Origin of the sequence: Cnuibacter sp. UC19_7 (assembly GCF_042699995.1) — a bacterium.
GTDB lineage: Bacteria > Actinomycetota > Actinomycetes > Actinomycetales > Microbacteriaceae > Cnuibacter.
In genome coordinates this window covers 3510902-3534479 of sequence record NZ_CP170560.1, presented here as the reverse complement: position 1 = coordinate 3534479, position 23578 = coordinate 3510902, and the positions used below count along the sequence as shown (strand labels likewise).

General features: G+C 68.5%; 34 protein-coding genes. 2 read left to right on the top strand and 32 right to left on the bottom strand.

Features of this window, described 5'->3' with window-relative positions; all coding sequences use genetic code 11:
* Nucleotides 1-3 precede the first annotated feature (3 nt).
* From rpsI to ACFJGV_RS16930, 10 genes are all read right to left on the bottom strand, one after another.
* A complete protein-coding gene (rpsI, locus tag ACFJGV_RS16975) occupies nt 4-489 on the bottom strand; it encodes a 30S ribosomal protein S9 (RefSeq protein ID WP_085018770.1) in 486 nt (161 codons plus the stop codon).
* A gap of 42 nt (nt 490-531) precedes the next feature.
* Nucleotides 532-978: a 50S ribosomal protein L13 gene (gene rplM, locus ACFJGV_RS16970; RefSeq protein ID WP_378145227.1), complete on the bottom strand. Its 447-nt coding sequence runs from the start codon at nt 976-978 to the stop codon at nt 532-534.
* A 178-nt stretch (nt 979-1156) separates the two neighbouring features.
* Nucleotides 1157-2023 carry a tRNA pseudouridine synthase A gene (locus tag ACFJGV_RS16965; protein WP_378145225.1) on the bottom strand — a complete coding sequence of 289 codons (867 nt, stop codon included), beginning with the start codon at nt 2021-2023 and terminating at the stop codon, nt 1157-1159.
* Nucleotides 2024-2094: 71 nt separating this feature from the next.
* On the bottom strand, nt 2095-2667 hold the full coding sequence (gene rplQ / locus ACFJGV_RS16960) for a 50S ribosomal protein L17 (RefSeq protein WP_378145223.1): 573 nt from the start codon (nt 2665-2667) through the stop codon (nt 2095-2097).
* A gap of 50 nt (nt 2668-2717) precedes the next feature.
* Nucleotides 2718-3707 (bottom strand): DNA-directed RNA polymerase subunit alpha, encoded by a 990-nt coding sequence (locus ACFJGV_RS16955; protein WP_085018767.1) that lies wholly within the window; start codon nt 3705-3707, stop codon nt 2718-2720.
* A gap of 161 nt (nt 3708-3868) precedes the next feature.
* Nucleotides 3869-4267 carry a 30S ribosomal protein S11 gene (rpsK, locus tag ACFJGV_RS16950; RefSeq protein ID WP_022896808.1) on the bottom strand — a complete coding sequence of 133 codons (399 nt, stop codon included), beginning with the start codon at nt 4265-4267 and terminating at the stop codon, nt 3869-3871.
* Nucleotides 4268-4302: 35 nt separating this feature from the next.
* The gene (rpsM, locus tag ACFJGV_RS16945; protein ID WP_085018766.1) at nt 4303-4680 is read right to left on the bottom strand and encodes a 30S ribosomal protein S13; all 378 of its coding nucleotides are present in this window, start codon (nt 4678-4680) and stop codon (nt 4303-4305) included.
* Between the two features lie 142 nt (nt 4681-4822).
* Complete coding sequence (rpmJ, locus tag ACFJGV_RS16940; protein WP_085018765.1) at nt 4823-4939, bottom strand: 50S ribosomal protein L36; 117 nt, start codon at nt 4937-4939, stop codon at nt 4823-4825.
* Nucleotides 4940-5003: 64 nt separating this feature from the next.
* Nucleotides 5004-5225 (bottom strand): translation initiation factor IF-1, encoded by a 222-nt coding sequence (infA, locus tag ACFJGV_RS16935; RefSeq protein WP_017885509.1) that lies wholly within the window; start codon nt 5223-5225, stop codon nt 5004-5006.
* 161 nt (nt 5226-5386) lie between these two features.
* Nucleotides 5387-6034 (bottom strand): NAD(P)-dependent oxidoreductase, encoded by a 648-nt coding sequence (locus ACFJGV_RS16930; RefSeq protein WP_378145221.1) that lies wholly within the window; start codon nt 6032-6034, stop codon nt 5387-5389.
* Between the two features lie 82 nt (nt 6035-6116).
* On the opposite strand from ACFJGV_RS16930, the gene ACFJGV_RS16925 reads away from it, so the two are divergent.
* On the top strand, nt 6117-6983 hold the full coding sequence (locus ACFJGV_RS16925) for a helix-turn-helix domain-containing protein (RefSeq protein WP_378145219.1): 867 nt from the start codon (nt 6117-6119) through the stop codon (nt 6981-6983).
* A gap of 3 nt (nt 6984-6986) precedes the next feature.
* Here ACFJGV_RS16925 and ACFJGV_RS16920 read toward each other — a convergent pair whose 3' ends face one another.
* The 7 genes from ACFJGV_RS16920 to ACFJGV_RS16890 are packed head-to-tail and all read right to left on the bottom strand — an operon-like array spanning nt 6987 to nt 13379.
* Nucleotides 6987-7787 (bottom strand): hypothetical protein, encoded by an 801-nt coding sequence (locus tag ACFJGV_RS16920; protein WP_378145217.1) that lies wholly within the window; start codon nt 7785-7787, stop codon nt 6987-6989.
* Nucleotides 7788-7809: 22 nt separating this feature from the next.
* Complete coding sequence (locus ACFJGV_RS16915; protein WP_378145216.1) at nt 7810-8949, bottom strand: mannitol-1-phosphate 5-dehydrogenase; 1140 nt, start codon at nt 8947-8949, stop codon at nt 7810-7812.
* An 8-nt stretch (nt 8950-8957) separates the two neighbouring features.
* Nucleotides 8958-9392 (bottom strand): PTS sugar transporter subunit IIA, encoded by a 435-nt coding sequence (locus tag ACFJGV_RS16910; RefSeq protein ID WP_085018761.1) that lies wholly within the window; start codon nt 9390-9392, stop codon nt 8958-8960.
* 26 nt (nt 9393-9418) lie between these two features.
* On the bottom strand, nt 9419-11023 hold the full coding sequence (locus ACFJGV_RS16905) for a PTS mannitol transporter subunit IICB (protein ID WP_378145213.1): 1605 nt from the start codon (nt 11021-11023) through the stop codon (nt 9419-9421).
* Nucleotides 11024-11083: 60 nt separating this feature from the next.
* On the bottom strand, nt 11084-12760 hold the full coding sequence (gene ptsP, locus ACFJGV_RS16900; RefSeq protein WP_378145211.1) for a phosphoenolpyruvate--protein phosphotransferase: 1677 nt from the start codon (nt 12758-12760) through the stop codon (nt 11084-11086).
* Nucleotides 12760-13026, bottom strand: a complete 267-nt coding sequence (locus ACFJGV_RS16895) for an HPr family phosphocarrier protein (RefSeq protein WP_378145209.1) — start codon at nt 13024-13026, stop codon at nt 12760-12762. Before ACFJGV_RS16895 ends, ptsP begins: the two co-directional genes overlap by 1 nt.
* 11 nt (nt 13027-13037) lie before the next feature.
* On the bottom strand, nt 13038-13379 hold the full coding sequence (locus ACFJGV_RS16890; RefSeq protein ID WP_378145208.1) for a PTS sugar transporter subunit IIB: 342 nt from the start codon (nt 13377-13379) through the stop codon (nt 13038-13040).
* A 173-nt stretch (nt 13380-13552) separates the two neighbouring features.
* On the opposite strand from ACFJGV_RS16890, the gene ACFJGV_RS16885 reads away from it, so the two are divergent.
* Nucleotides 13553-15475 (top strand): BglG family transcription antiterminator, encoded by a 1923-nt coding sequence (locus ACFJGV_RS16885; RefSeq protein ID WP_378145206.1) that lies wholly within the window; start codon nt 13553-13555, stop codon nt 15473-15475.
* 7 nt (nt 15476-15482) lie between these two features.
* Here the strand turns inward: ACFJGV_RS16885 and map are convergent, their stop codons facing one another.
* From map to rplP, 15 genes are all read right to left on the bottom strand, one after another.
* Entirely contained in the window at nt 15483-16337 is an 855-nt protein-coding gene (gene map, locus ACFJGV_RS16880) for a type I methionyl aminopeptidase (protein WP_378145204.1), read from the bottom strand.
* Nucleotides 16334-16918, bottom strand: coding sequence for an adenylate kinase (locus tag ACFJGV_RS16875; RefSeq protein ID WP_378145202.1), 585 nt, complete (start codon nt 16916-16918; stop codon nt 16334-16336). Before ACFJGV_RS16875 ends, map begins: the two co-directional genes overlap by 4 nt.
* Nucleotides 16915-18237, bottom strand: coding sequence for a preprotein translocase subunit SecY (gene secY, locus ACFJGV_RS16870; protein ID WP_378145201.1), 1323 nt, complete (start codon nt 18235-18237; stop codon nt 16915-16917). The genes ACFJGV_RS16875 and secY overlap by 4 nt, the downstream gene beginning before the upstream one ends.
* A 133-nt stretch (nt 18238-18370) precedes the next feature.
* A complete protein-coding gene (gene rplO / locus ACFJGV_RS16865; RefSeq protein WP_378145199.1) occupies nt 18371-18937 on the bottom strand; it encodes a 50S ribosomal protein L15 in 567 nt (188 codons plus the stop codon).
* Nucleotides 18937-19122 carry a 50S ribosomal protein L30 gene (rpmD, locus tag ACFJGV_RS16860; RefSeq protein ID WP_378148757.1) on the bottom strand — a complete coding sequence of 62 codons (186 nt, stop codon included), beginning with the start codon at nt 19120-19122 and terminating at the stop codon, nt 18937-18939. The genes rplO and rpmD overlap by 1 nt, the downstream gene beginning before the upstream one ends.
* Complete coding sequence (gene rpsE / locus ACFJGV_RS16855; protein WP_378145197.1) at nt 19122-19778, bottom strand: 30S ribosomal protein S5; 657 nt, start codon at nt 19776-19778, stop codon at nt 19122-19124. Before rpsE ends, rpmD begins: the two co-directional genes overlap by 1 nt.
* A 26-nt stretch (nt 19779-19804) precedes the next feature.
* The gene (gene rplR, locus ACFJGV_RS16850) at nt 19805-20164 is read right to left on the bottom strand and encodes a 50S ribosomal protein L18 (RefSeq protein ID WP_085018750.1); all 360 of its coding nucleotides are present in this window, start codon (nt 20162-20164) and stop codon (nt 19805-19807) included.
* Between the two features lie 2 nt (nt 20165-20166).
* Nucleotides 20167-20703 carry a 50S ribosomal protein L6 gene (rplF, locus tag ACFJGV_RS16845; RefSeq protein WP_115364579.1) on the bottom strand — a complete coding sequence of 179 codons (537 nt, stop codon included), beginning with the start codon at nt 20701-20703 and terminating at the stop codon, nt 20167-20169.
* 6 nt (nt 20704-20709) lie between these two features.
* Nucleotides 20710-21108, bottom strand: a complete 399-nt coding sequence (rpsH, locus tag ACFJGV_RS16840; protein ID WP_085018748.1) for a 30S ribosomal protein S8 — start codon at nt 21106-21108, stop codon at nt 20710-20712.
* Between the two features lie 69 nt (nt 21109-21177).
* Nucleotides 21178-21759, bottom strand: a complete 582-nt coding sequence (rplE, locus tag ACFJGV_RS16835) for a 50S ribosomal protein L5 (protein WP_085018747.1) — start codon at nt 21757-21759, stop codon at nt 21178-21180.
* A complete protein-coding gene (rplX, locus tag ACFJGV_RS16830; protein WP_085018746.1) occupies nt 21759-22118 on the bottom strand; it encodes a 50S ribosomal protein L24 in 360 nt (119 codons plus the stop codon). The genes rplE and rplX overlap by 1 nt, the downstream gene beginning before the upstream one ends.
* 2 nt (nt 22119-22120) lie before the next feature.
* The gene (gene rplN, locus ACFJGV_RS16825; protein WP_378145196.1) at nt 22121-22489 is read right to left on the bottom strand and encodes a 50S ribosomal protein L14; all 369 of its coding nucleotides are present in this window, start codon (nt 22487-22489) and stop codon (nt 22121-22123) included.
* Between the two features lie 3 nt (nt 22490-22492).
* On the bottom strand, nt 22493-22816 hold the full coding sequence (gene rpsQ / locus ACFJGV_RS16820; RefSeq protein WP_378145194.1) for a 30S ribosomal protein S17: 324 nt from the start codon (nt 22814-22816) through the stop codon (nt 22493-22495).
* Entirely contained in the window at nt 22816-23157 is a 342-nt protein-coding gene (rpmC, locus tag ACFJGV_RS16815; RefSeq protein WP_378145192.1) for a 50S ribosomal protein L29, read from the bottom strand. The genes rpsQ and rpmC overlap by 1 nt, the downstream gene beginning before the upstream one ends.
* A complete protein-coding gene (gene rplP, locus ACFJGV_RS16810) occupies nt 23157-23576 on the bottom strand; it encodes a 50S ribosomal protein L16 (protein WP_378145191.1) in 420 nt (139 codons plus the stop codon). Before rplP ends, rpmC begins: the two co-directional genes overlap by 1 nt.
* Between the last annotated feature and the right edge of the window lie 2 nt (nt 23577-23578).

The following is a 23578-nucleotide window of genomic DNA, read 5'->3' as shown; positions in this document are numbered from 1 at the left end:
GGATCAGCGCTTGGAGAACTGCGAGGCCTTGCGCGCCTTCTTGAGACCGGCCTTCTTGCGCTCGATCACGCGGGCGTCGCGCGTGAGGAAGCCCGCCTTCTTGAGAGTGGGGCGGTTGTTCTCGCGGTCGATCTCGTTCAGCGCACGGGCGATGGCGAGGCGCAGGGCGCCGGCCTGGCCGGAGGGGCCGCCGCCGGAGATGCTGGCCGTCACGTCGTACGAGCCGATGAGGTCGAGGACCTTGAACGGGTCGGTGATCAGCTGCTGGTGCAGCTTGTTCGGGAAGTAGTCCTCGAACGCACGGCCATTGATGGTGAGGGTGCCCGAGCCGGGGACGAGGCGCACGCGAGCGATGGCCTCCTTGCGGCGGCCCACGGCCGCGCCCGACACGTTCAGGACGGCGCGGGGGGCGCGGGGCGCCTCCTCGGCCGGGGTCTCGGTGCTGTAGCTCTCAGGAGCCACGTCGATCTGGTCTGCGATCTTCGCCACGGTGATTCAGTCCTTGAGCCTCAAGTGTCTAGGGGCCTGGCGCTACTGGGCGACCTGGTCGAGGGTGTAGGGCGTGGGCTGCTGGGCAGCGTGCGGGTGCTCCGGGCCGGTGTAGACCTTGAGCTTGCGGAACTGGTCGCGACCGAGCGACGTCTTCGGCAGCATGCCGCGGATGGCCTTCTCGACGGCGCGGGCCGGGTTCTTCTCGAGGAGCTCGGTGTACGAGACGGCCTTGAGGCCGCCCGGGTAGCCCGAGTGGCGGTAGGCGAGCTTCTTCTCGGCCTTGGAGCCGGTGAGGACGACCTTGTCGGCGTTGACGATGATGACGAAGTCGCCGGTGTCCATGTGGGGCGTGAAGGTCGCCTTGTTCTTGCCGCGGAGGATGGCGGCCGCGTGGCTCGCGAGGCGGCCGAGGACGACGTCGGTCGCGTCGATCACGACCCAGCCGCGCGTGATCTCGCCGGCCTTGGGGGTGTAGGTGCGCGTCACAGTAGTGCTGCTTTCTGTTCGAGTGAGGGGTTCGTGAATCCCGCTCCGGTGGAGATTGCCCTCGGATCGAGGGGAACCGTCCGGTGGAGGGCTCAACTGCGGATGCACGCCGGGGCGCACACCAAAGATCAAGAATACGCGACCGGCCGGTTCCGGTCAAACGACGGCCGCGGACCGATCATTCGAGCTCGCGTCGGGCGCGCGTCCGCTCGGCCCTGCTCGCCAGCTCCTCCACCGGCGGGTATCCGACCTCGGTCAGGGTGAGGCCCTTCGCCGGCATCACCAGGAACGCGCTGGTGCGCATCCGCTCGTCGCGGAGCCGGACGAGCCGCTCCCCCGTCAGCGAGCCGTCGCCCACGGCCACGGCGGCGCCGACGAGCGCCCGCACCATGCTGTGGCAGAAGGCGTCGGCCTGCAGCCGGGCGATCAGCACGCCCCGGTGGTCTCGGTGCCAGCCGTACTCCTGGAGCGTCCGGATGGTCGTCGCGCCCTCGCGCGGCTTGCAGAACGTCGCGTAGTCATGGAGCCCGAGAAGCGCACGGGCGGCCGCATCCATCGCCTCGACGTCGAGCCGGGCCGGATGCCGCACGGTCCGCCGGCGCTCCAACGGGTCGCGCGGGGTGTCGGCATCCGCGACCCGGAACTCGTATCGACGCCAGACCGCGGAGAAGCGCGCCTCGAACCCTGCGGGCGCGAGGCCGCTGCCCAGGAGGACGACGTCGGAGTCGGCGCCCAGCACGCCGTTCATGCGCGCGGCGAGCTTCGACGCCAGCGCTTCCGGGCTCGCGTCGACGTCGTTGCGTCGACGGAGGCTGCCGAGCTGGTCCGCCGTCAGGTCCACGTGGGCGACCTGCCCGCTCGCGTGCACACCCGCATCCGTCCGCCCCGCCACGGTGAGCAGCGGCGCCGGCTCGTGCCGCCGGAACAGCGTCGCGAGCACCGACTCGAGCGCACCCTGCACCGTCCGCAGCGTAGGCTGACGCGCCCACCCACTGAAGTCGGTCCCCTCGTACGCGATGTCGAGCCGAACGCGCACCGATTCCATCCCGCCAGTCTAGGAAACGACGAACGCCCCGCATCCACGATCGGATGCGGGGCGTTCGAGGACGAGCGGGACTACTTGGTCTCGTCGGCCTTCTCGTCGGCGGCCTCGGCCGGAGCCTCGGTCTCGTCGGCGGGAGCCTCCGTGGCCTCGGTCTCCTCCGCCTCGGGGGCGGCGGTCTCCTCGGCCGGGGTCTCCTCGGCGGCGGTCTCCTCGACCGGAGCCTCCTCGGCGACCGGAGCGGCGGCAGCCTTCGAGCGCGCCGGCTTCGACGCGTTCTTCTTCACGACGGGCTCGAGCACGAGCTCGATCTGCGCCATGGGGGCGTTGTCGCCCTTGCGGAAGCCGAGCTTCGTGATGCGGGTGTAGCCACCCTCACGCTCGGCGACCAGCGGGGCGATCTCGGTGAAGAGCTCGTGGACGACGTTCTTGTCGCCGATGACGGCGAGAACGCGACGACGGGCGTGCAGGTCACCGCGCTTGGCGAAGGTGATGAGGCGCTCGGCCAGCGGACGGAGGCGCTTGGCCTTCGTCTCGGTGGTCTTGATGCTCTTGTGCGTGAACAGCGCGGCAGCGAGGTTCGCGAGGAGCAGGCGCTCGTGCGCCGGTCCGCCTCCGAGGCGGGGTCCCTTGGTCGGCTTGGGCATTGATCTCTCTCCAGGTTTTGCGTCAGTGAAAAGCTCAGGCGAACGTCAGATCAGACGTTCTCGTCGTCGTATCCGCCGTAGAAGTGCGCACCGTCGAAGCCGGGAACGCTGTCCTTCAGCGACAGGCCGAGCTCGACGAGCTTGTCCTTCACCTCGTCGACCGACTTCTGACCGAAGTTGCGGATGTTCATCAGCTGCGTCTCGGACAGGGCGACCAGCTCGGAGACCGTGTTGATGCCCTCGCGCTTGAGGCAGTTGTAGGAGCGGACCGACAGGTCGAGGTCCTCGATCGGCACCGACAGCTCGCTGGAGAGCACGGCGTCGACCGGCGCGGGGCCGATCTCGATGCCCTCGGCCGCGGTGTTGAGCTCGCGGGCGAGACCGAACAGCTCGACGAGCGTGCGACCCGCCGACGCGATCGCGTCGCGCGGGGTGATGGCGGGCTTGGTCTCGACGTCGACCACGAGGCGGTCGAAGTCGGTGCGCTCACCGGCACGGGTGGCCTCGACGCGGTAGGTCACCTTGAGCACGGGCGAGTAGATCGAGTCGATCGGGATCTGGCCCGCCTCGGAGAACTCGCTGCGGTTCTGGGTGGCCGACACGTAGCCGCGGCCGCGCTCGATGATGAGCTCGAGCTCGAACTTGGCCTTGTCGTTGAGGGTCGCGATGACGAGGTCGGGGTTGTGGATCTCCACACCCGCCGGCGCCGAGATGTCGGCCGCGGTGACCTCACCGGACGCGTGCTTGCGCAGGTAGGCGGTGATCGGCTCGTCGTGCTCGCTCGAGACGACCAGCTGCTTGATGTTCAGGATGATCTCGGTGACGTCCTCCTTGACACCGGGGATCGTCGAGAACTCATGGAGCACGCCGTCGATGCGGATGCTCGTCACGGCCGCGCCGGGGATCGACGAGAGGAGGGTGCGACGGAGCGAGTTGCCGAGGGTGTAGCCGAAGCCGGGCTCGAGCGGCTCGATGACGAAGCGCGAGCGGAACTCCGAGATGTTCTCCTCGGTGAGGGTGGGGCGCTGTGCGATGAGCACTGTGTATTCCTTTCGGCCAAGCGTCCGCTATATGACGCTTTGCGATACAACCGGGTGGCTGGCCCGATCGAAGTATGGAGTTGTCGGGGAGAGGCGGAGGTTCTCGCGAGACGCGAGCGGCCCGCCGGGTGCACGGGGCACCCGACGGGCTGGACGACAACTCAGACGCGGCGGCGCTTCGGCGGACGGCAGCCGTTGTGGGCCTGCGGCGTCACGTCGTTGATCGAGCCCACCTCGAGGCCGGCGGCCTGGAGCGAGCGGATCGCGGTCTCGCGGCCCGAACCGGGGCCCTTGACGAACACGTCGACCTTCTTCATGCCGTGCTCCTGCGCCTGGCGCGCGGCCGACTCGGCGGCGAGCTGGGCAGCGAACGGGGTCGACTTGCGGGAGCCCTTGAAGCCCACGCCGCCGGACGACGCCCAGCTGATGACCGCACCGGTGGTGTCGGTGATCGAGACGATCGTGTTGTTGAACGTCGACTTGATGTGGGCCTGGCCCACGGCGACGTTCTTCTTCTCCTTCTTGCGCGGCTTGCGAACAGCCGACTTGGGGGTAGCCATGTAGTGGTCTCCTCAGATCCTGTGGTGTCGGCGGCTCAGCGGCCGGCCTTCTTCTTGCCGGCGACGGTGCGCTTCGGGCCCTTGCGGGTGCGAGCGTTGGTCTTGGTGCGCTGACCGCGGACCGGGAGGCCCTTGCGGTGGCGGATGCCCTCGTACGAGCCGATCTCGACCTTGCGGCGGATGTCGGCGGCGACCTCGCGGCGGAGGTCACCTTCCACCTTGAAGTTGCCTTCGATGTGGTCGCGGAGGGCGACGAGCTGGTCGTCGGTGAGGTCCTTGACGCGGATGTCTCCGCTGATCCCGGTCTCCTCGAGAGTCTTCAGCGCGCGGGTGCGGCCGACTCCGTAGATGTAGGTGAGTGCGACTTCCACGCGCTTCTCGCGGGGGATGTCGACGCCTGCCAGACGTGCCATGACGGCATTCTCCTCATGATGAGTGGGAGGTGTGGAGCAGTCCCTGTGCCCCGGCCTCCCACCGGAGGAGTCGGCCCGACGCTCGCGCGCGGACCTCTCGGGACTGCTGTTTCGTGTTCAGTTGTGAAAGCGGCGGGTGGGCTCAGCCCTGGCGCTGCTTGTGACGCGGGTTGCTCTTGCAGATCACCATGACGCGTCCGTTGCGACGGATCACGCGGCAGTGCTCGCACATGGGCTTGACGCTGGGGTTGACCTTCATGATTCTTCTTCTCTCGCTGTCCTCGTACTCCGCGGTGCGGAGCCGTTACTTTCCGGCCCCAGGCCTACTTGTAGCGGTAGACGATCCGGCCACGGGTCAGGTCGTACGGGCTCAGCTCCACGATCACACGGTCCTCGGGGAGGATGCGGATGTAGTGCTGCCGCATCTTGCCTGAGATGTGTGCGAGGACCTTGTGTCCGTTGGTGAGCTCCACCCGGAACATCGCGTTCGGGAGAGCCTCGAGGACTGAGCCCTCGATCTCGATGACGCCGTCTTTCTTGGCCATAGCCTCACTGTCGCTGTTGTAGTCTGTGCTGGTCTTGCGAGTGTTCGGACTGGTTTCGCGCAGGCGCGGACGTCCGAAAACACCAAACATCGAGCTTACGTTAAACGGCTTCGCGGCGCAAGGAGCTCTCTACTCCATCACGCCGCGAAGTGCAACGCCGCTCAGTGTCCGACGGTGAACCTCCGGCCGGTGTGCTTCGGGTCCACGATCTCGTCGACGAAGGCGAGGGCGAAGTCGGTGCCCGAGATCTCCGACGAGCCGTCCTCCTTGGTGACCAGCACGTCGCCGTTCGTGCGGTACTCACCGGTGGTCTCACCGGGCGCGAACGAGCCGTAGAACGCGGCGGGGCTGACGTAGAACCACTCCAGGTCGCCGCCGTTCGCCCGCAGCCACTCGAGAACCTCGGCGTGGCTCGACGCCTCGGGCTTCCAGTCGTCGAGGAAGTCGGGGGTGTCGAGGAGGCGCGGTCCGCCCTCGGCGACGAGCGAGCTGCCGGCGCCTCCGACGACGCCGAGACGCGCGCCACCCTGCTTCGCCGCCGCGGCGATGGCGGGCGTGAGGGGCAGGAGCACGGGCGTGTTGTCACCGTCGACCGCATGGATCGCGATGACGACCACGTCATGGTCGGCGGCGAGGCGCTCGAGCAGGGCCTGGTCGGCGATGTCGCCGGTCACGTGCTCGACCCCGGCGATCGGCTCGGCGGGTGCGTGCCGCGACACCGAGGTCACCTCGATCCCCCGGCCCAGCGCCTCGCGCGCGATGTTCCCTCCGGTGTACCCGGTGCCTCCGATGATGGCGATGCTCGTCACGGTCGTCCTTCTCTCTGTAGCCTGACCGTGTTCGATTCTCCTCGTCGGGAAGACGATCCGCGCGGTCGCGGTTGGACAGAACATGGTGGATTCGGGACATTCCCACATCGAGCGCATCGCATACCTGCCCCGGTCGGGCCGCGAGTACGAGGTGGAGGCCAAGCCGGTCTCGTCGATGCGGGCCGCGCTCGAGCCCAGCGGCTCTCGCGCTCCGCAGCGCGTCGAGTTCCATCTCCTCCTCGTGGTCGCCGGCGGCAGCTCGACGCACATGCTCGACTTCACCGAGCATCGGCTCGGTCCTCGCTCCGTCCTCTGGGCCCGACCGGGTCAGGTGCAGCGTTGGGGCGACCTCGGCGACCTCGACGCCACCGCCGTGATCTTCCCTGCCGGCGTGGTCGATCCGGCGACGGATGCGCTGGCGTCGGTCGAGCATCCGTCCGGTCCCCGGTTCTGGGGGCTCGACGACACGGCGTGGTCGGATGTGGCGGCCCTGGTGAGCGTGCTGCGCACCTCCCACGACGCGGGCGGGGGCTGCGTCCTCAGCGAGGCGCGTCGCGGGGCGTCGCGGCACACGCTGGAGGCGCTGCTCCTGCGGCTGGCCGGCACGGCGACTACCCAGCCCGTGTCCCCGGCCTCCGATGCCTACCTCGCGTTCCGCGACGCGGTCGAGCGCGACTTCGCCGTCGAGCACGGCGTCGCGGGCTACGCGACGCGCCTGGGCTACTCGGTCCGCACCCTGTCGCGCGCGACCCGCGCCGCCACCGGGGCCAGCCCGAAGGAGGTCGTCGACCAGCGCATCCTCCTGGAGGCCAAGCGCCTCTTAGCGCACACCGACCTCTCTGCCGCCCGCGTCGGCTCCTCCCTCGGCTTCAGCGACCCGTCGAACTTCACCGCCTGGTTCACCACCCGCGAGCGCCTCTCCCCCGCCGCCTTCCGCGCCTCCCTCTGAGATTCACCCCGCGTCGGCGTCGAACTCCTCGAGCTCGTCGGCGAGCCAGACGCGGACCTCGACCCCGTCGATGGAGGTCGCCCGCTCCTCGACGAGGCTGCGCGCCGACTCGTCGAGGACGACGATCGAGAGCACCTGAGCACCGGTCTCGATCGCGAGCGCCTGCACCCGCACGGTCGGGACGCCGGCGACGAGGGTCGGCGCGACGGCGGCCGCATCACCGGGCGCCTCCGTGTACGTGCCGGTCACCCAGACCGTCTCGTCCGGAGCGTGCACGCTGAAGCTCAGGTTCGACTGCACGCCACCCGACTCGCGGGCCAACTCCTGCAGTCGAGCCAGAGCCTCCAGCAGATCGGCGGGATCGGAGGACGCCACCTCCGCGGAGACCCCGTCGACCAGGTCGACGGCCGAGAAGCCGCCCCCACTGCGCAGGCGCAGGAACAGAGGGAGGAAGGCCTCCTCGCGATCGCTGAATCGGCCTTCGCCGTCGAGCGCGAACACCACGGTCGGGTAGGTCCACTCCGAGTCGGCGTAGTGGTCGGAGACGGCCCGCACGAGCTGCCGCAGCGCGTCATCGTCGAGCGAGGGATCGACCGTCACGTCGACCGCGATCTCACCACTGAACGGCGAGGGGTCCGCCGTCGCCGTGGCCCCGAGCACGCCCGGCTGCTGCTGCACCCATTCCGCGGTGGCGGCAGCGTCCGCCGCTCCCGACCCGGATCCCTGACAGCCCGCCAGGCCGACGAAGATCGCGGCCGTCACCAGGGCGGCCGCGATCCGCAGGAGCGTCGAGCGAGGGGTCACCGACCCATCATACGAGCTTTCCTCAGGACCGCGCGACAGCGACCGTCGAGACCACGTGAGGGAACAGCGGGTGCGACGGCTCGAGCCCCGTGACCTGCTCCGTGAACTCCTCGGCGGAGAGCGTCGAGAGCAGGGTCGCGAGCTCGGTGCTCTGCGGGTCGGACGCCGGATCGAAGCGGAGCGCATCGGCGACCGCCGTGAGGAGCGCCGTGAACGGGAGGCCCCGCTCGGCGAGCTCGGCAGCGGGGCCGATGAACCGCTCGTGCCGGCTCAGCTTCCGCAGCGGCTGCCGCCCGACGCGCTCGGGGGTGTCGGTCAGATAAGGGTTCGCGAACCGGATGAGGTTCTTCTCGAGGTACGCCTCCTGCGTCGCCGGATCGAACTCGTGCTTGGCCACGAGCAGCGCCTTCGTCTCTTCGAGCACGGCCTTCACGGCCGCGAAGACCGACGGCACGCCGAGCGCCTCCGAGAGCGTGGACGCGCCCTCGACCCACGCCGCGTAGGCCAGGGTGGCGTGCCCGGTGTTCACGGTGAACAGCTTCCGCTCGATGTACGGCGCGAGGTCGGGCACGAAGTGGGCGTCCGGGATGTCGGGCACGGCCGCATCGAAGGGGCCCGACTCGATGGCCCACTCGAAGAAGTCCTCCACCGTGACGTCGAGTCCGGCGTCGGGCGCCTGGTTCGGGACGATCCGGTCGACGGCCGTGTTCGCGAAGACGGCACGCGACAGTGCCGACACATCCGGGACCAGGGCCGACGTGATCTCGGCCTTCAGGGCATCCGTGGCGTTGATGGCGTTCTCGCACGCCATCACCGTCACGGGTGGCAGAGCAGCCGATCGCGCGGCGAGTCCTCGCGCGATCACCGGCGCGATGAAGCGGAGCACCGTCGGACCCACCGCGCACGTCACGACGTCGGCGGTCGCGATCTCGGCGACCACCGCATCCTCGTGGGTAGCGCTGTTGATCGCGCGGAACCCGGTGACGGTCTCGGTGGACCCCTGCTCACCGACCTCGTGCACGACGTAGCTGTCGGCCGCGGCGAGCGCGTCGATGAGCGACGCGTTGACGTCGGCGAACACGACCTCGTATCCCGCCCGGTGGAGGATCAGCCCGACGAACCCGCGGCCGATGTTGCCGGCGCCGAAGTGCACCGCTTTCATGCGTTCTCCTAGTCGTTGATGTCGCCGAGCAGGTCCAGGACCTCCTCGGGGGTCGAGGCGGCGACGAGCTTGGCCACGTCGTCCTCCTCGCTGAACACGATCGCGATCTTGGTGAGGATCTCGAGGTGCCCGTTCTCCTTGCCGGCGATGCCGACCACGAAGCGCACCTCCTCACCGCCCCAGTCGATCGGCTCGTCGTACCGCACGAACGAGAGCGCGGACTCCAGGATCGTGTCCTTGCCCTCGTTCGTGCCGTGCGGGATGGCGAGGAGGTTCCCCATGTAGGTCGACACGGTGTTCTCGCGCTGGAGCATGTAGTCCAGGTACTCCGGGGTGACGGCTCCGGCCTCCGTGAGGATGGCCGCCGCCTCGGCGATGGCGCCGTCGCGGTCGGTGGCCGTGCCGCCGAGCCTGATCTGCGAGAGCTCGAGTACGTTCGCCATGGGGATCTCCTTCTCCGTCGGGCGCGCTAGGCCTGCGCGCTCTGCCCTCTCAGTCTGTCGACCACTTCGTCATATCGGGGAGAGTTCATGAAGTTGTCGACCGACACATGGTCGGCACTCGGGGTCCGCTCCTGGGCGCGGGCCGTCAGCTCGCGCTGCGTGATGACGAGGTCCACGTCGTCGTCGAGGTTCGCGATCGCCTTGTTGACGACCGTGACGCCCTCGATGCCGGCCTTCTTGATCTTGTTGCGCAGCACCGACGCACCCATCGCGCTGGAGCCCATGCCCGCGTCGCAGGCGAACACGATGTTCCGGATGGGGCGGGTGTCGGTGAGCAGCGACGTCTCCTCGGCCACGACCTCGGCGTCGCCCGCGGGCACGCCCTCGGCACGCAGGTTGCCGAGCACGCTCGACTCCTTGCCCTTGTTCGCCTCGGTCTTCGCGATCGCCGCCGACAGGTCGCCGGCGTTCTCGTTCGCCAGGTCGCGCTTGCGGCTCGCCCTCAGGATGACGGCGGTGACGAGGAACGACACCCCGGCCGCGCAGATCACCGAGAGGATGACGCCGACGTAGCTGTCGGGCGCGGTCTGCAGCAGCACCGCGAAGATGCTGCCCGGCGACGCCGGAGCACGGAGGCCCGAGTTGAACAGCACGTTCACGGCCACCCCGGTGGCGCCGCCCGCGATCGCGGCGAGGATCGTGATGGGCTTCGAGAGCACGTACGGGAAGTAGATCTCGTGGATGCCGCCGAAGAACTGGATGATGATCGCGCCGGGTGCGCTCGCCCTGGCGAGTCCGATGCCGAAGATCGAGAACGCGAGCAGGATGCCGAGGCCCGGGCCGGGGTTGGCCTCGATGAGGAACAGGATCGACTTGCCCTGCTCCGCCACCTGCTGCACGCCCAGCGGGGTGAACACGCCGTGGTTGATGGCGTTGTTGAGGAACAGCACCTTGCCCGGCTCCACGAGGATCGATGCCAGCGGCAGCAGGCCGATGCTGATCAGCCAGTTCACGCCGGCCTCCAGCGCCTTCGACAGGAACTCGACCACCGGCGCGATCCCGAAGAACCCGGCGAGCGAGAGGAGGAACCCGAGGATGCCCGCGGAGAAGTTGTCGACCAGCATCTCGAACCCGGGTCGGATCTTGCCCGCCCAGATCTTGTCGATCTGCTTGATGAGCCAGGCTCCGAGCGGACCCATGATCATCGCGCCGATGAACATCGGGATGCTCGCGCCCACGATCACACCCATGGTCGCGATGGTGCCCACGACGCCGCCTCGCGCACCGTAGACCATGCGGCCTCCGGTGTTGGCGATGAGGAGCGGCAGGAGGTAGGTGATCATCGGTCCGACGAGACCGACGTACTGCGGGAACGTGGTGCCGTCGTCGGCCTGGGCGAGCTGGGTCGCGGCGCCCTGCCAGCCGATCAGGTCGGCGTTGCCGAACCCGCCGAGGATCCCGTTCGGCAGCCATCCGGTGGCGATGAAGAACGAGGTGATGAGACCCCACGCGATGAACGCGGGGATGTTGGGCATGACCATGCCCGAGAGGAACGTGCCGAACCGCTGGACGCGCACGCGCGCTCCGCCGCCCTTCTGGGCGCCGGCCTGGGGTGGTGACGTCGTTGTCATGACGAGTGCTCCGTTTCTGAGGTGTGTGGTGGTGCGATCACAGGGAATGGGGAGGGTGGGTCAGGTGCCCGCCGCCGCGGCGGTGACTGCGGCTCGGGCCTCGACGGCGCTCGACTCGGAGAGCGCGAGCTCGGCGAAGCGCCGGGCGTCGTCGAGGGTGTGACGGGCGAGCTCGATGCGCACGTCGGCCAGGGCGGCGGGCGACATCGAGAGGGTGGTGGCGCCGAGGCCGACGAGCACGACGGCGAGCAGCGGATCCGCCGCGGCCTCGCCGCAGATCCCGACGGGCTTGCCGAGCGCGGCGCCGGCTCTGCCGACCTCGCCCACGAGCTTCAGCACCGCCGGGTGCCAGGGGTCCTGGAAGGAGGCGACCGATCCGAGGAGCCGGTCGGCCGCCAGGGTGTACTGCGTGAGGTCGTTGGTGCCGATCGACGCGAAGTCGGCGATGGCGAGGATGCGGTCCGCCAGCAGTGCCGACGACGGCACCTCGACCATGACCCCGGCCGTCTTCAGTCCGAGCTCGCGCGCGAGCTGGGTGAAGTAGCGGGTCTCCTCGACCGTGGAGACCATCGGGGCCATCACCCAGAGGTCCGCCTCGGTCGCCGCCTCCGCTGCCGCGAGCGCCGTCAGCTGGTCCCGCAGCACCGACTCGTTGGCGCGCAGGGCCCGCAGACCGCGGAGGCCCAGCGCCGGGTTCTCCTCCGCGGAGTCGTTGAGGAAGCTCAGCGGCTTGTCGGCGCCGGCGTCGAGCGCCCGGACGACGACCTTCCGGCCCGGGAACGCCTCGAGCAGCGCCGTGTACTGCGCGGTCTGGTCGGCGATGCTGGGTGCGGTCTCGGCGTCGAGGAAGAGGAACTCGGTGCGGAAGAGGCCCACACCCTCGGCGCCCTTGGCCACCGCATCCGCGGCGCCCTTCGACGAGCCGAGGTTGGCCAGCAGCGGGATGGCGGTCCCATCCGCGAGGGCTCCCGGCCCCACCGGGGCCGATTCGGCGGCCCGATCGGCGGCGGCCCGCTCGATCGCGGCGGACCGCTCGTCGTCCGAGGGAGCGACGGTGACATGACCGCTCGCGGCGTCGACGACGACCTCGGTGCCATCAGCGAGCGTCAGTGCGCCGACGACGCCGACCACCGCGATGACCGCCTTCTCGCGGGCGAGGATCGCGGTGTGCGAGGTGGGCCCGCCCTCACTCGTGACGAGCGCGAGCACCTTCTCCAGGTCGAGCAGTGCGGTGTCGGCGGGGGCGAGGTCGCGGGCGACCAGCACGAACGGGGTGTCGGACTCGGGCACCCCGGGGGCGGGGACGCCGCGGAGGTGCGCCACCACCCGCTGCGACACGTCGTCGAGATCGGTGGCCCGCTCGCCCATGTAACCGCCCATGCTCACGAGGAGGTCGCGGAAGGCCGCGAAGGCGTCGTACACGGCGCGCTCGGCGGTCGAGCCGCCGTCGATGCGGGCGGCCACGTCGTCGGCGAGGGTCGGGTCCTCGGCCATGAAGGCCTGGGCCTCGAGCACGTCCTTCGCTGATCCGCCGGCCCGCTCACCCCGGTGACGGATCACCGCCGCCGTCGCGGCGAGCGACGCGCGGGCACGCTCCTTCTCGGCATCGGCGCCGAGGGTCGACGGGGTCGCCTCCGGCTCCGGCAGCGGCTCGGGCATGCGCAGCACGGTCCCGACGGCGATCCCTCGCCCGATGCCGGTGCCCGTCAACGTCGACGTCACCTGCTGATCCGACATCACTCCGCGTCCATGTCCGTCTCGAGCAGCGTCGCGAGCTCGTCGAGCACCGCGTCGGCGTCCGCCGCGTCGGAGGTGAGGGTGAGGGTGTCGCCGTGCTCCACGCCGAGCGAGATGACGCCGAGGATGCTCGCGGCGTTGACCGACTTGCCGCCCTTGACGAGCTGGACCGGGATGCCGGACTTCGCCACGGTCTGGGTGAAGATCGTCGCCGGGCGAGCGTGAAGTCCGTGCGTGGACGCGATCTCGACGGTGCGTTCTGCCATGGTGGTCTCCTTCATTCGTGCTCGGCTTCGAGCGGGTTGTTCCGGTGCCGGGCGAGCAGGTCGCCGAGCAGGTCCGTGGCGGCCGCGGCCCCGTCGGGGCCGAACGCGTCCTCGGGCAGCAGCCCTGCGGGTGTGCTCGCCGCGGCGGCGCGCTGCTCGATGGCGGCGAACTCGGCCGCCAGGTGCGGACCCACCAGGAGCGCGTCCGTGGCGGGAAGCCGCTCGTCGAGATCCTGCACGGTGCCCGCCTCTACGACGAGATCGAGTCCGCGCTCACGAGCGACGGCCCGGATGCGCAGGGCGAGGAACGTGCTCGACGCTCCTGCACCGCAGACGATCAAGACGCGTTCCACGCACACCTCCTCGAGTGCATCCGACGTTCCCATCTTGAGATCGTGCGACTTCCGGATCCAACAGGGTTGCTTCCGCACCCTAGGAAGGGAGAGGTGCCCCGGATGCGGGGCACAGGGCGACGGATGCGGGGTACGCTGACTGACCAAGACGGCCTTGATCCGTCATCAGCGACATGAGCGAGCGATACGAACGTCTACTCGACTACCTCGCGGCCGCCGACGACTGGGTGACTGCGGGGGAGCTCGCCGACCGCCTGGGCGTCACGACACGGAGCGTCCGCAGCTATGTGACCGGCGTCAAGCAGGCCGCGATGCCTCTCGAGGTGATCGCGTCGTCGACGAGCGGCTACCGCCTCAACCGCGACGCCTACGCGGAGTTCCTCACCGTCATCCGATCATCGTCGAAGCCGCCGGGCAGCCCGCGCGACCGGGTCCACGCGATCATCCGCGACCTGGGCGAGTCGGTCGACGGCGTCGACGTCTTCGACCTGGCCGCCTCGCTGTACGTCAGCGAGTCGACCATCGAGGCCGATCTCCGCAAGGTGAAGATGCTCGTCGACGATGCCGGCCTCGACCTCGTCCGCCGCGGCAGCCGGCTCCGGCTCGAGGGCAGCGAGCTCGGTCGGCGGCGCCTGCTCAGTCGCGTCTTCCGTGACCAGAGCGCCCAGGGCTTCCTCGACCTCGACTACATCCAGCGCGAGTTCGGCTTCCCCGCCCTCGGTCGGTTCAAGGACGACCTCGTCGAGCGGCTCGGCGCCACCGGCTACTTCGTCAACGAGTACTCGATCAACAACGTCCTGCTCCACGTCGCGATCGCCGTCGACCGGGTCTCGAAGGACAGGTCGATCGAGTCGGTCGACTCCTCCCCCGCTCCGGGCGGCCCGCCTGAGGTGGAGCGGATGCTCGAGCAGCTGGTGACCGAGCACTTCGGAGTGCGCCTGAGCACGCGGGAGCTCGGGTACCTCGCGATCCTCCTTACCACGCGCGTGCTGACACCTGGCCAGGACGAGGCGACCGAGGACGTCGCCGCGGCCTACCTCCGCGACGAGGACCTCGCCTCGCTGCGCGCGATCGTCTCGCTGGCGAGCGACGAGTACCTCGTCGACCTGCGCGACGAGGACTTCCTCGTCCGCCTCGGACTGCATGTGCGCAACCTCGTGGCCCGCGGTCACGAGAGCGTCCACATCCGCAATCCCATGACGAGGTCGATCAAGAGCTCGTACCCGATGATCTACGAGCTCGCGGTGTTCATCGCCAGTCAGGTGCAGCGCCGCGAGGGCATCCCCATCAACGACGACGAGATCGCGTACATCGCGCTGCACGTCGGGTCGCACCTGGAGCGGCAGAGCCGCCGCGAGGAGCGGGTGACGTGCGCCATCGTCAGTCCCACCTACTACGACCTCCACGAGCGCCTGCGCGAACGCGTCGAGGCCGTGTTCGGCGACGACCTGCAGGTCGACATCACGATCACCCGCACCGACGTCGACTGGTCGGCGCTGTCCTCCGACATCGTCATCACGACGATCCCCGCCCCCGGCGCCCGCGACACGGTGGTGACGGTGCAGCCGTTCCTCACCGACGCCGACGTCGACGCGATCCGGCGGGCGCTGGCCGCCGTGCGTCGGCACCGCCGTCGGATGGAGCTGAAGGACGAGCTGCTCCAGTACTTCGACGAGCGCCTCTTCTTCCGCGACCTGCAGCAGCCGAGCGAGGCCGCGATGATCCGGCGCCTCGGCTCGGCGATGGTCGAGCTCGACATCATCGACGACGAGTACGTCGAGAAGGCGATCGAGCGCGAGGCGATGTCGTCGACCGCCTTCACCGACACGATCGCCGTGCCTCATGCGATGACCATGAGCGCTTCGCACACCGCGCTCGCCATCGTCGTCAACGAGACGCCGATGCAGTGGGGCGGCAACCGCGTCAACGTGATCGCCCTGATCGCGTTCAGCGCCGACGGGCGGCGCGCCTTCCAGGTGGTGTTCGATCAGCTCGTGGAGGTGTTCTCGGACCGCGATGTCGTGCAGCGCATCGTCCGCCGCGGAACGACGTTCCCCGCCTTCATCGACGAGCTCGTCCGGGTGATGGACGAGTAGCGACTCGCTACGGGATGGGGACGGGCGTCACGCCGAGGGGAGCCAGGGCCGCCGCTCCCCCGTCGACCGCGGTGAGCACCCAGATGCCGTCGGCGTGCACCGCCACCGAGTGCTCCCAGTGCGACGCCATGCTGCCGTCGGAGGTCGCCACCGTCCACTCGTCGTCGCGGACGAAGGTCTCCTCGGAGCCGGCGGTGATCATCGGCTCGATCGCCACCACCAGGCCGGGCTTCACCTCTGGTCCGCGCTGGCGCACCCGGTAGTTGAACACCGGGGGCTCCTCGTGCATGCTGCGGCCGATGCCGTGCCCGATGTAGTCGGTGAGGATGCCGTACTGCGCGCCCTCCGCCACCGACGGATGCGACGTGACGTAGTCCTCGATCGCCTCGCCCACCTCGTTGAGGTGCTTCGCCCGGGCCAGGCGGGCGATGCCGTGCCAGAGCGACTGCTCGGTGACGTCGGAGAGCAGCTGTCGTGCAGCGACGGTCTCCGGATGCGCCGGGTCGTCGAGGACGATCGTGATCGCCGAGTCGCCGTTCCAGCCGCCCACGTCGGCGCCGCTGTCGATCGACACGATGTCGCCTGGCTGCAGCACCCGCGCGCCCGGGATGCCGTGCACGACGTCGTCGTTCACACTCGTGCAGAGCGTGTGCAAGTACCCGGGCACCATCTGGAAGTTGGACACTCCCCCACGCGAGCGGATGGCCTCGTCGGCGATGCGGTCGAGCTCGAGCGTGCTCATGCCGGGCCGGATCGCGGCGCGCACGGCGTCGAGCGACGCGGCGGTCACGAGGCCCGGCTCGACCATCGCCCGCAGCTCCGCGGGCGACTTGTAGATGCCCTTGCCGCGTCGCCCGATCATCGGTGGGCGAGAGCGGTGATGATGCGGCCCGTGACCTCGTCGATCTCGCCGAGACCGTCGACCTCGACCACGAGACCACGGCTGCGGTACACCTCGACGATGGGGGCGGTCTGCTCCGCGTACACGTCGAGACGCGTGCGGATGACCTCCTCCGTGTCGTCGCTGCGGCCCTGCTCGAGAGCGCGCTGCCGCAGGCGGCGGACCACCTCGTCGGTGTCGGCGGTGAGCAGCACCACGGCGTCGAGCGACGCTCCCGCCTCGCCCAGCATCCGGTCGAGCTCGTCGACCTGCTGGAGCGTGCGGGGGTAGCCGTCGAGCAGGAAGCCCGCCTCCGCATCCGGCTGCGAGAGCCGATCACGGACGAGGTCGTTCGTCAGGGAGTCGGGCACGTAGTGGCCCTTGTCCATGAACTCCTTCGCCTGCACGCCCAGGGGCGTCTCGGCGCGGACGTTCTCGCGGAAGATGTCGCCCGTCGAGATGGCCGGGATGCTGTACGCCTCGGAGAGCTTGGCCGCCTGGGTGCCCTTGCCGGCACCGGGAGGGCCGATGAGGAGCAGTCGGAGCGCCTCACCGGAGCTCATCGGAGCAGACCCTCGTAGTGACGCTGCTGCAGCTGAGAGTCGATCTGCTTGACCGTCTCGAGACCGACGCCGACGATGATCAGGATCGACGCGCCACCGAACGGGAAGTTCTGGTTGGCGCCGACCGCGGCCAACGCGATCAGAGGCAGCAGTGCGATCAGACCCAGATACACCGAGCCCGGCAGCGTGATGCGGGTGAGCACGTAGTCGAGGTACTCCGCCGTGGGGCGGCCCGCCCGGATGCCCGGGATGAAGCCGCCGAACTTCTTCATGTTGTCGGCGACCTCTTCGGGGTTGAAGGTGATCGCGACGTAGAAGTACGTGAAGCCGACGATGAGCAGGAAGTACAGGAGCATGTAGAGCGGGTGATCGCCGCGCACCAGGTAGTTGTTGATCCACGTCACCCAGCCGGCCGGCTCCTGACCGGGCTGCGGCTGGTTGAACTGCGCGATCAGCGCGGGCAGATAGAGCAGCGACGACGCGAAGATCACGGGCACCACACCGGCCATGTTGACCTTGATGGGGATGTACGTGTTGTTGCCGCCGTACGTCCGTCTCCCGACCACACGTTTCGCGTACTGCACCGGGATTCGCCGCTGAGACAGCTCGACGAAGACCACGGCGACCATGACCGCCAGCCCGACGACGATGACGAGCAGGAAGGTCTCGAAGCTGCGCGACTGCGCGATCTGCCAGAGCGACTCGGGGAAGCGAGCGGCGATCGAGGTGAAGATCAGCAGCGACATGCCGTTGCCGATGCCGCGCTCGGTGATGAGCTCGCCCATCCACATGATGACGCCCGTACCCGCCGTCATGGTGATGACCATGAGGAGGATGGCGTACCAGGCGTCGTTGGTGATGAGCTGCCCGCACTCGGCGACGGTGGACGTGCCGAACAGCGCACCGCTGCGGGCCACCGTGATGAGGGTCGTCGACTGCAGGACGCCCAGCGCGATGGTGAGGTAGCGCGTGTACTGCGTCAGACGGCTCTGGCCGGCCTGACCCTCCTTGTAGAGGGTCTCGAAGTGAGGGATGACCACTCGGAGCAGCTGCACGATGATCGACGCCGTGATGTAGGGCATGATGCCCAGCGCGAAGATCGAGAGCTGGAGGAGCGCGCCACCCGAGAAGAGGTTGACGAGCTCGTAGAGGCCCGAGGTGTTCTGGTTCGCGGCCAGACATGTCTGCACGTTGCCGAAGTCGACGAACGGAGCGGGGATGAACGAGCCGAGTCGGAACAGCGCGACGATGCCGAGCGTGAACCCGATCTTCCGGCGCAGGTCTGGCGTGCGGAAGATTCTCGCGACGGCTTGGAACAAAGGGGCCTCCTGCTGGATTCTCTCGGCTCGTTAAGCCGAGATGGCTGGAGATCGGACACACGATCTCACACAGCCGACACCGTAGGTTATCGGATCTGTATGGAATCGGTGAGTCCGACCTCCAGCCAGGGGGTTACTTGACCGAGCCGCCGGCCGCGACGATCTTCTGCTCAGCGGAGCCGGAGACCTTGTCGACGGTGACGTTGAGCTTCACCGCGATGTCGCCGGCGCCGAGCACCTTGACCTTCTCGTTCTTGCGGACGGCACCCTTGGCGACCAGGTCGCCCACGGTGACGTCGCCACCGTTCGGGTACAGCTCGGCGAGCTTTTCCAGGTTCACGACCTGGTACTCGACGCGGAACGGGTTCTTGAACCCGCGCAGCTTCGGGGTGCGCATGTGCAGCGGCATCTGGCCACCCTCGAAGCCGACCTTGACCTGGTACCGGGCCTTGGTTCCCTTGGTACCGCGACCAGCGGTCTTTCCCTTCGAGCCCTCACCGCGACCGACGCGGGTACGTGCCTTCTTGGCACCCGCAGCGGGACGGAGGTGGTGGACCTTGAGCACCTGCGGACGAGCCGCGGGGGCCTCGGCCTTGTCGGCCTTGGTCTCCTTGGCGTCTGCGGTCTTCGCAGCCGTCTTGCGCGCCGGAGCCTTCTTCGGGGCCGCCTTGGCGGTCTCGACGGTCTCTTCTTCAGCCATTAGTCAATCTCCTCGACCTTCACGAGGTGAGCGACCGTGCGGACGTAACCGCGGTTGGCCGCGCTGTCCTCACGCACGACGACATCGCCGATCCGCTTCAGCCCGAGGCTGCGGAGGGTGTCGCGCTGGTTCTGCTTCTCGCTGATAACGGACTTGATCTGGGTCACCTTGATGCGAGCGGCCATCATGCACCTGCCTTCGCGGCGAGGGCGTCCTGCTCGGCACGCACCAGGCGGGCCGGGGCGACCTCGTCGAACTCGAGCCCACGACGTGCGGCGACGGCGCGGGGCTCCTCGAGCTGCTTCAGCGCCTCCACCGTCGCGTGGACGATGTTGATCGTGTTGGACGAGCCGAGCGACTTCGACAGGATGTCGTGGATGCCGGCGCACTCCAGGACCGCGCGGACGGGGCCACCGGCGATGACACCGGTACCGGCCGCAGCGGGACGCAGGAGAACGACACCGGCGGCAGCCTCACCCTGCACGGGGTGCGGGATGGTGTTGCCGACGCGAGGGACGCGGAAGAAGTTCTTCTTCGCCTCCTCGACGCCCTTCGAGATCGCCAGCGGCACCTCGCGGGCCTTGCCGTAGCCGACGCCGACCAGGCCGTTGCCGTCTCCGACGACCACGAGGGCGGTGAAGCTGAAGCGACGACCACCCTTCACGACCTTCGACACGCGGTTGATCGTGACGACGCGCTCCAGGAACTGGCTCTTGTCGGCGTCGCGGCTGTTGCGGTCGCGGTTAGGGTTGCGCTCGCGACCACCACGGCGCGCCTCGCGGGGCTCCTGGTTGTTGTTCTGGGTCGAGGCTGCAGTCTCGACGGGGGCTTCTCCAGCCACGTTCTGCTCCTCGGTGTTGGGGGTGCTCACAGGCTCAGACCACCCTCTCGTGCTCCGTCGGCGACGGCCGCGATGCGACCGGCGTAGCGGTTGCCGCCGCGGTCGAACACGACCGCCTCGACACCGGCCGACTTGGCGCGCTCGGCGACGAGCTCGCCGACCTTGTGCGCCTTCGCGGTCTTGTCACCGTCGAACGTGCGCAGGTCGGCCTCGAGGGTCGATGCGGACGCCACGGTGTGGCCCTTGCTGTCGTCAACGACCTGCACGAAGAGGTGACGGGCCGAACGGGTGACGACGAGACGGGGACGGACGGCAGTGCCCTCGATCTTCTTGCGGAGACGCGAGTGACGGCGGTCGCGGGACGCGGACTTGCTGCTGTTGGCCATGGTCACTTACCACTCTTTCCGGCCTTGCGGCGAACGTTCTCGCCGGCGTACCGCACACCCTTGCCCTTGTAGGGCTCGGGCTTGCGGAGCTTGCGGAGGTTTGCGGCCACCTCACCGACCTGCTGCTTGTCGATGCCGTTGACCGTGAGCTTGTTGTTGCCCTCGACCGTGAACGAGATGCCCGCGGGCGGCTCGACGGCGATCGGGTGCGAGTAGCCCAGGGCGAACTCGACGCCCGAGCCCTTGGAGGCGACGCGGTAACCGGTGCCGACGACCTCGAGGCTCTTGGAGTAGCCCGCGGTGACGCCGGTGATCTGGTTCGCGATGAGGGTGCGGGTCAGGCCGTGGAGCGACCGCGACTCGCGCTCGTCGTCGGGACGGGTGACGAGCACCTGGTTGTCCTCGATCTGCGCGACGATCGGTGCCTTCACGGTGAGCTGGAGCTCACCCTTGGGGCCCTTGACCGAGACCTGCTGCCCGTCGATCGTCACGGTGACGCCGGCGGGGATGTCGATGGGAAGTCGTCCGATTCGTGACATCGTCGATCACCACACGTAGGCGAGGACTTCTCCGCCTACGCCCTTCTTGTTGGCCTGACGGTCGGTGAGCAGACCGGAGGAGGTGGACAGGATCGCGACGCCGAGGCCACCGAGCACGGTGGGGATCTCGGTCGACTTCGCGTACACGCGCAGTCCGGGCTTCGACACGCGCTTGATGCCCGCGATCGAGCGCTCACGGTTCGGTCCGAACTTGAGCTGCAGCGTGAGGGTCTTGCCGACGCGGGCGTCCTCGACGGCCCAGTCGGAGATGTAGCCCTCGGACTTGAGGATCTCCGCGACGCCTGCCTTGAGCTTCGAGTGAGGCATCGAGACGGAGTCGTGGTGCGCCGAGTTGGCGTTGCGCAGTCTGGTCAGCATGTCTGCGACCGGATCTGTCATCGTCATGATGGTGGCCTTTCGCCTGGTTTCGACACCCTTTCCGAGGGTGCCGACCTTTGGTGGGTGGGGGTGGGACTAGTCGTTCGACTTGAACGGGAAGCCGAGCGCGCGGAGGAGCGCACGACCCTCGTCGTCGGTCTTGGCCGTGGTGACGACGGTGATGTCGAAACCGCGGACGCGATCGATCTTGTCCTGGTCGATCTCGTGGAACACGGACTGCTCCTGGAGGCCGAACGTGTAATTGCCGTTGCCGTCGAACTGACGGTCCGACAGGCCGCGGAAGTCGCGGATGCGAGGGAGCGCGAGCGACAGCAGTCGGTCGAGGAACTCCCAGGCGCGGTCGCCGCGCAGCGTGACGTGCGCGCCGATCGGCTGACCCTCGCGCAGCTTGAACTGCGCGATGGACTTGCGGGCCTTGGTGACCTGAGGCTTCTGACCGGTGATGGCGGTGAGGTCGCGGACGGCCCCATCGATCACCTTGCTGTCGCGAGCGGCCTCACCGACGCCGGTGTTCACGACCACCTTGACCAGGCCGGGGACCTGGTGGGGGTTCGCGAAACCGAACTGCTCGGTGAGCTGCTTCACGATCTCGTTGCGGTACTTCTGCTTGAGGCGCGGCTGGATTTTGCCAGTAGGCGCAGCAGTGGTCGTGCTCATCAGAGGTCCTTACCCGACTTCTTCGCGTAGCGGACGCGAACGGTCTTGGTGACGCCGTCCTTGGTGACGGTCTCGTTGCGGTGACCGACACGGGTCGGCTTCTTGGTCTCGGGGTCGACGAGAGCCACGTTGGAGATGTGGATCGACGCCTCGTGCGTCTCGATGCCGCCGGTCTTCGTGCCGCGCTGGGTCTGACCCACGCGGACGTGCTTGGTGACGAAGTTGACGCCCTCGACGACCACGCGGTTCTTCTCGGTGAGGACCTCGATCACACGACCCTGCTTGCCGCGGTCTCCGCCGCGGGCCTGGCTCGGGCCGGAGATGACCTGGACCAGGTCGCCCTTCTTGATCTTCGCCATGACTAGATGACCTCCGGTGCCAGCGAGATGATCTTCATGAACTTCTTGTCGCGGAGCTCGCGACCGACCGGCCCGAAGATACGAGTACCTCGGGGGTCGCCGTCGTTCTTGAGGATCACTGCGGCGTTCTCGTCGAACTTGATGTAGGAGCCGTCGGGACGGCGGGTCTGCTTGACCGTGCGGACGACGACGGCCTTGACCACGTCGCCCTTCTTCACGTTGCCGCCGGGGATCGCATCCTTGACCGTGGCGACGATGACGTCACCGAGGCCGGCGTAGCGACGGTTCGAACCGCCGAGCACGCGGATGGTCAGGAGCTCCTTGGCGCCGGTGTTGTCGGCGACCTTGACTCGTGATTCCTGCTGCAGCATGGCTTACTTCGCCTTCTCGAGGATCTCGACGAGACGCCACCGCTTGGAGGCGCTCAGGGGACGGGTCTCGTTGATGAGGACGAGGTCGCCGATGCCGGCGCTGTTGGTCTCGTCGTGTGCCTTCACCTTCGAGGTACGGCGGATCACCTTGCCGTACAGGGGGTGCTTCACGCGGTCCTCGACCTCGACAACGATGGTCTTGTCCATCTTGTCGCTGGTCACGTAGCCGCGGCGGGCCTTGCGGTAACCGCGGGCCTCCACGTCCTTGACGTCGTGTGCGGCCGACTCGTGTCCGGCTTCGACGACCTTGTCTTCGGTCTTAGCCATTACTTCGTGGCCTCCTCGGTCGCGGCGGCGTCAGCCTCGGTCGCCTCGGCGGCCTCGGGCTTGGACGCAGCCTTCTTGGTCTTCTTCGCCGCCTTGGCCGGAGCCTCGACGGGAGCGGGGGTCGCCCGGATGCCGAGCTCGCGCTCACGGATGACGGTGTAGATCCGCGCGATGTCGCGCTTCACCGCACGGAGTCGTCCGTGGCTCTCGAGCTGGCCGGTGGCCGACTGGAAGCGGAGGTTGAACAGCTCTTCCTTCGCCTTGCGAAGCTCCTCGACGAGTCGAGCGTCTTCGAACGTGTCGAGCTCAGTGGGAGCGAGCTCCTTGGTGCCGATCGCCATTACGCGTCGCCCTCCTCGCGCTTGATGATGCGTGCCTTGAGAGGCAGCTTGTGGATTGCTCGGGTCAGCGCCTCGCGGGCGAGCGTCTCGTCGACGCCGGCCACCTCGAAGAGGACGCGGCCCGGCTTGACGTTGGCGACCCACCACTCGGGCGAACCCTTACCGGAACCCATGCGGGTCTCGGCGGGCTTCTTGGTCAGCGGGCGGTCGGGGTAGATGTTGATCCACACCTTTCCACCACGCTTGATATGACGGGTCATCGCGATACGAGCGGACTCGATCTGACGGTTGGTCACGTATGCCGGGGTGAGCGCCTGGATGCCGAACTCGCCGAACGACACCTTCGTGCCGCCGGTGGCCTGACCGCTGCGACCGGGGTGGTGCTGCTTGCGGTGCTTGACTCTACGCGGGATAAGCATGG

Excerpts from the sequence above, each read along its gene's own strand:
- ACFJGV_RS16965 (WP_378145225.1), bottom strand. The coding sequence starts at position 2,023 with ATGGAATCGGTGCGCGTTCGGCTCGACATCGCGTACGAGGGGACCGAC.
- rplQ (WP_378145223.1), bottom strand. The coding sequence starts at position 2,667 with ATGCCCAAGCCGACCAAGGGACCCCGCCTCGGAGGCGGACCGGCGCAC.
- rpsK (WP_022896808.1), bottom strand. The coding sequence starts at position 4,267 with ATGGCTACCCCCAAGTCGGCTGTTCGCAAGCCGCGCAAGAAGGAGAAG.
- rpsM (WP_085018766.1), bottom strand. The coding sequence starts at position 4,680 with ATGGCACGTCTGGCAGGCGTCGACATCCCCCGCGAGAAGCGCGTGGAA.
- rpmJ (WP_085018765.1), bottom strand. The coding sequence starts at position 4,939 with ATGAAGGTCAACCCCAGCGTCAAGCCCATGTGCGAGCACTGCCGCGTG.
- infA (WP_017885509.1), bottom strand. The coding sequence starts at position 5,225 with ATGGCCAAGAAAGACGGCGTCATCGAGATCGAGGGCTCAGTCCTCGAG.
- ACFJGV_RS16925 (WP_378145219.1), top strand. The coding sequence starts at position 6,117 with ATGGTGGATTCGGGACATTCCCACATCGAGCGCATCGCATACCTGCCC.
- ACFJGV_RS16915 (WP_378145216.1), bottom strand. The coding sequence starts at position 8,949 with ATGAAAGCGGTGCACTTCGGCGCCGGCAACATCGGCCGCGGGTTCGTC.
- ACFJGV_RS16910 (WP_085018761.1), bottom strand. The coding sequence starts at position 9,392 with ATGGCGAACGTACTCGAGCTCTCGCAGATCAGGCTCGGCGGCACGGCC.
- ACFJGV_RS16905 (WP_378145213.1), bottom strand. The coding sequence starts at position 11,023 with ATGACAACGACGTCACCACCCCAGGCCGGCGCCCAGAAGGGCGGCGGA.
- ptsP (WP_378145211.1), bottom strand. The coding sequence starts at position 12,760 with ATGTCGGATCAGCAGGTGACGTCGACGTTGACGGGCACCGGCATCGGG.
- ACFJGV_RS16895 (WP_378145209.1), bottom strand. The coding sequence starts at position 13,026 with ATGGCAGAACGCACCGTCGAGATCGCGTCCACGCACGGACTTCACGCT.
- ACFJGV_RS16885 (WP_378145206.1), top strand. The coding sequence starts at position 13,553 with ATGAGCGAGCGATACGAACGTCTACTCGACTACCTCGCGGCCGCCGAC.
- map (WP_378145204.1), bottom strand. The coding sequence starts at position 16,337 with ATGATCGGGCGACGCGGCAAGGGCATCTACAAGTCGCCCGCGGAGCTG.
- ACFJGV_RS16875 (WP_378145202.1), bottom strand. The coding sequence starts at position 16,918 with ATGAGCTCCGGTGAGGCGCTCCGACTGCTCCTCATCGGCCCTCCCGGT.
- rplO (WP_378145199.1), bottom strand. The coding sequence starts at position 18,937 with ATGGCTGAAGAAGAGACCGTCGAGACCGCCAAGGCGGCCCCGAAGAAG.
- rpmD (WP_378148757.1), bottom strand. The coding sequence starts at position 19,122 with ATGGCCGCTCGCATCAAGGTGACCCAGATCAAGTCCGTTATCAGCGAG.
- rplR (WP_085018750.1), bottom strand. The coding sequence starts at position 20,164 with ATGGCCAACAGCAGCAAGTCCGCGTCCCGCGACCGCCGTCACTCGCGT.
- rplF (WP_115364579.1), bottom strand. The coding sequence starts at position 20,703 with ATGTCACGAATCGGACGACTTCCCATCGACATCCCCGCCGGCGTCACC.
- rpsH (WP_085018748.1), bottom strand. The coding sequence starts at position 21,108 with ATGACGATGACAGATCCGGTCGCAGACATGCTGACCAGACTGCGCAAC.
- rplE (WP_085018747.1), bottom strand. The coding sequence starts at position 21,759 with ATGAGCACGACCACTGCTGCGCCTACTGGCAAAATCCAGCCGCGCCTC.
- rplX (WP_085018746.1), bottom strand. The coding sequence starts at position 22,118 with ATGGCGAAGATCAAGAAGGGCGACCTGGTCCAGGTCATCTCCGGCCCG.
- rplN (WP_378145196.1), bottom strand. The coding sequence starts at position 22,489 with ATGCTGCAGCAGGAATCACGAGTCAAGGTCGCCGACAACACCGGCGCC.
- rpsQ (WP_378145194.1), bottom strand. The coding sequence starts at position 22,816 with ATGGCTAAGACCGAAGACAAGGTCGTCGAAGCCGGACACGAGTCGGCC.
- rpmC (WP_378145192.1), bottom strand. The coding sequence starts at position 23,157 with ATGGCGATCGGCACCAAGGAGCTCGCTCCCACTGAGCTCGACACGTTC.
- rplP (WP_378145191.1), bottom strand. The coding sequence starts at position 23,576 with ATGCTTATCCCGCGTAGAGTCAAGCACCGCAAGCAGCACCACCCCGGT.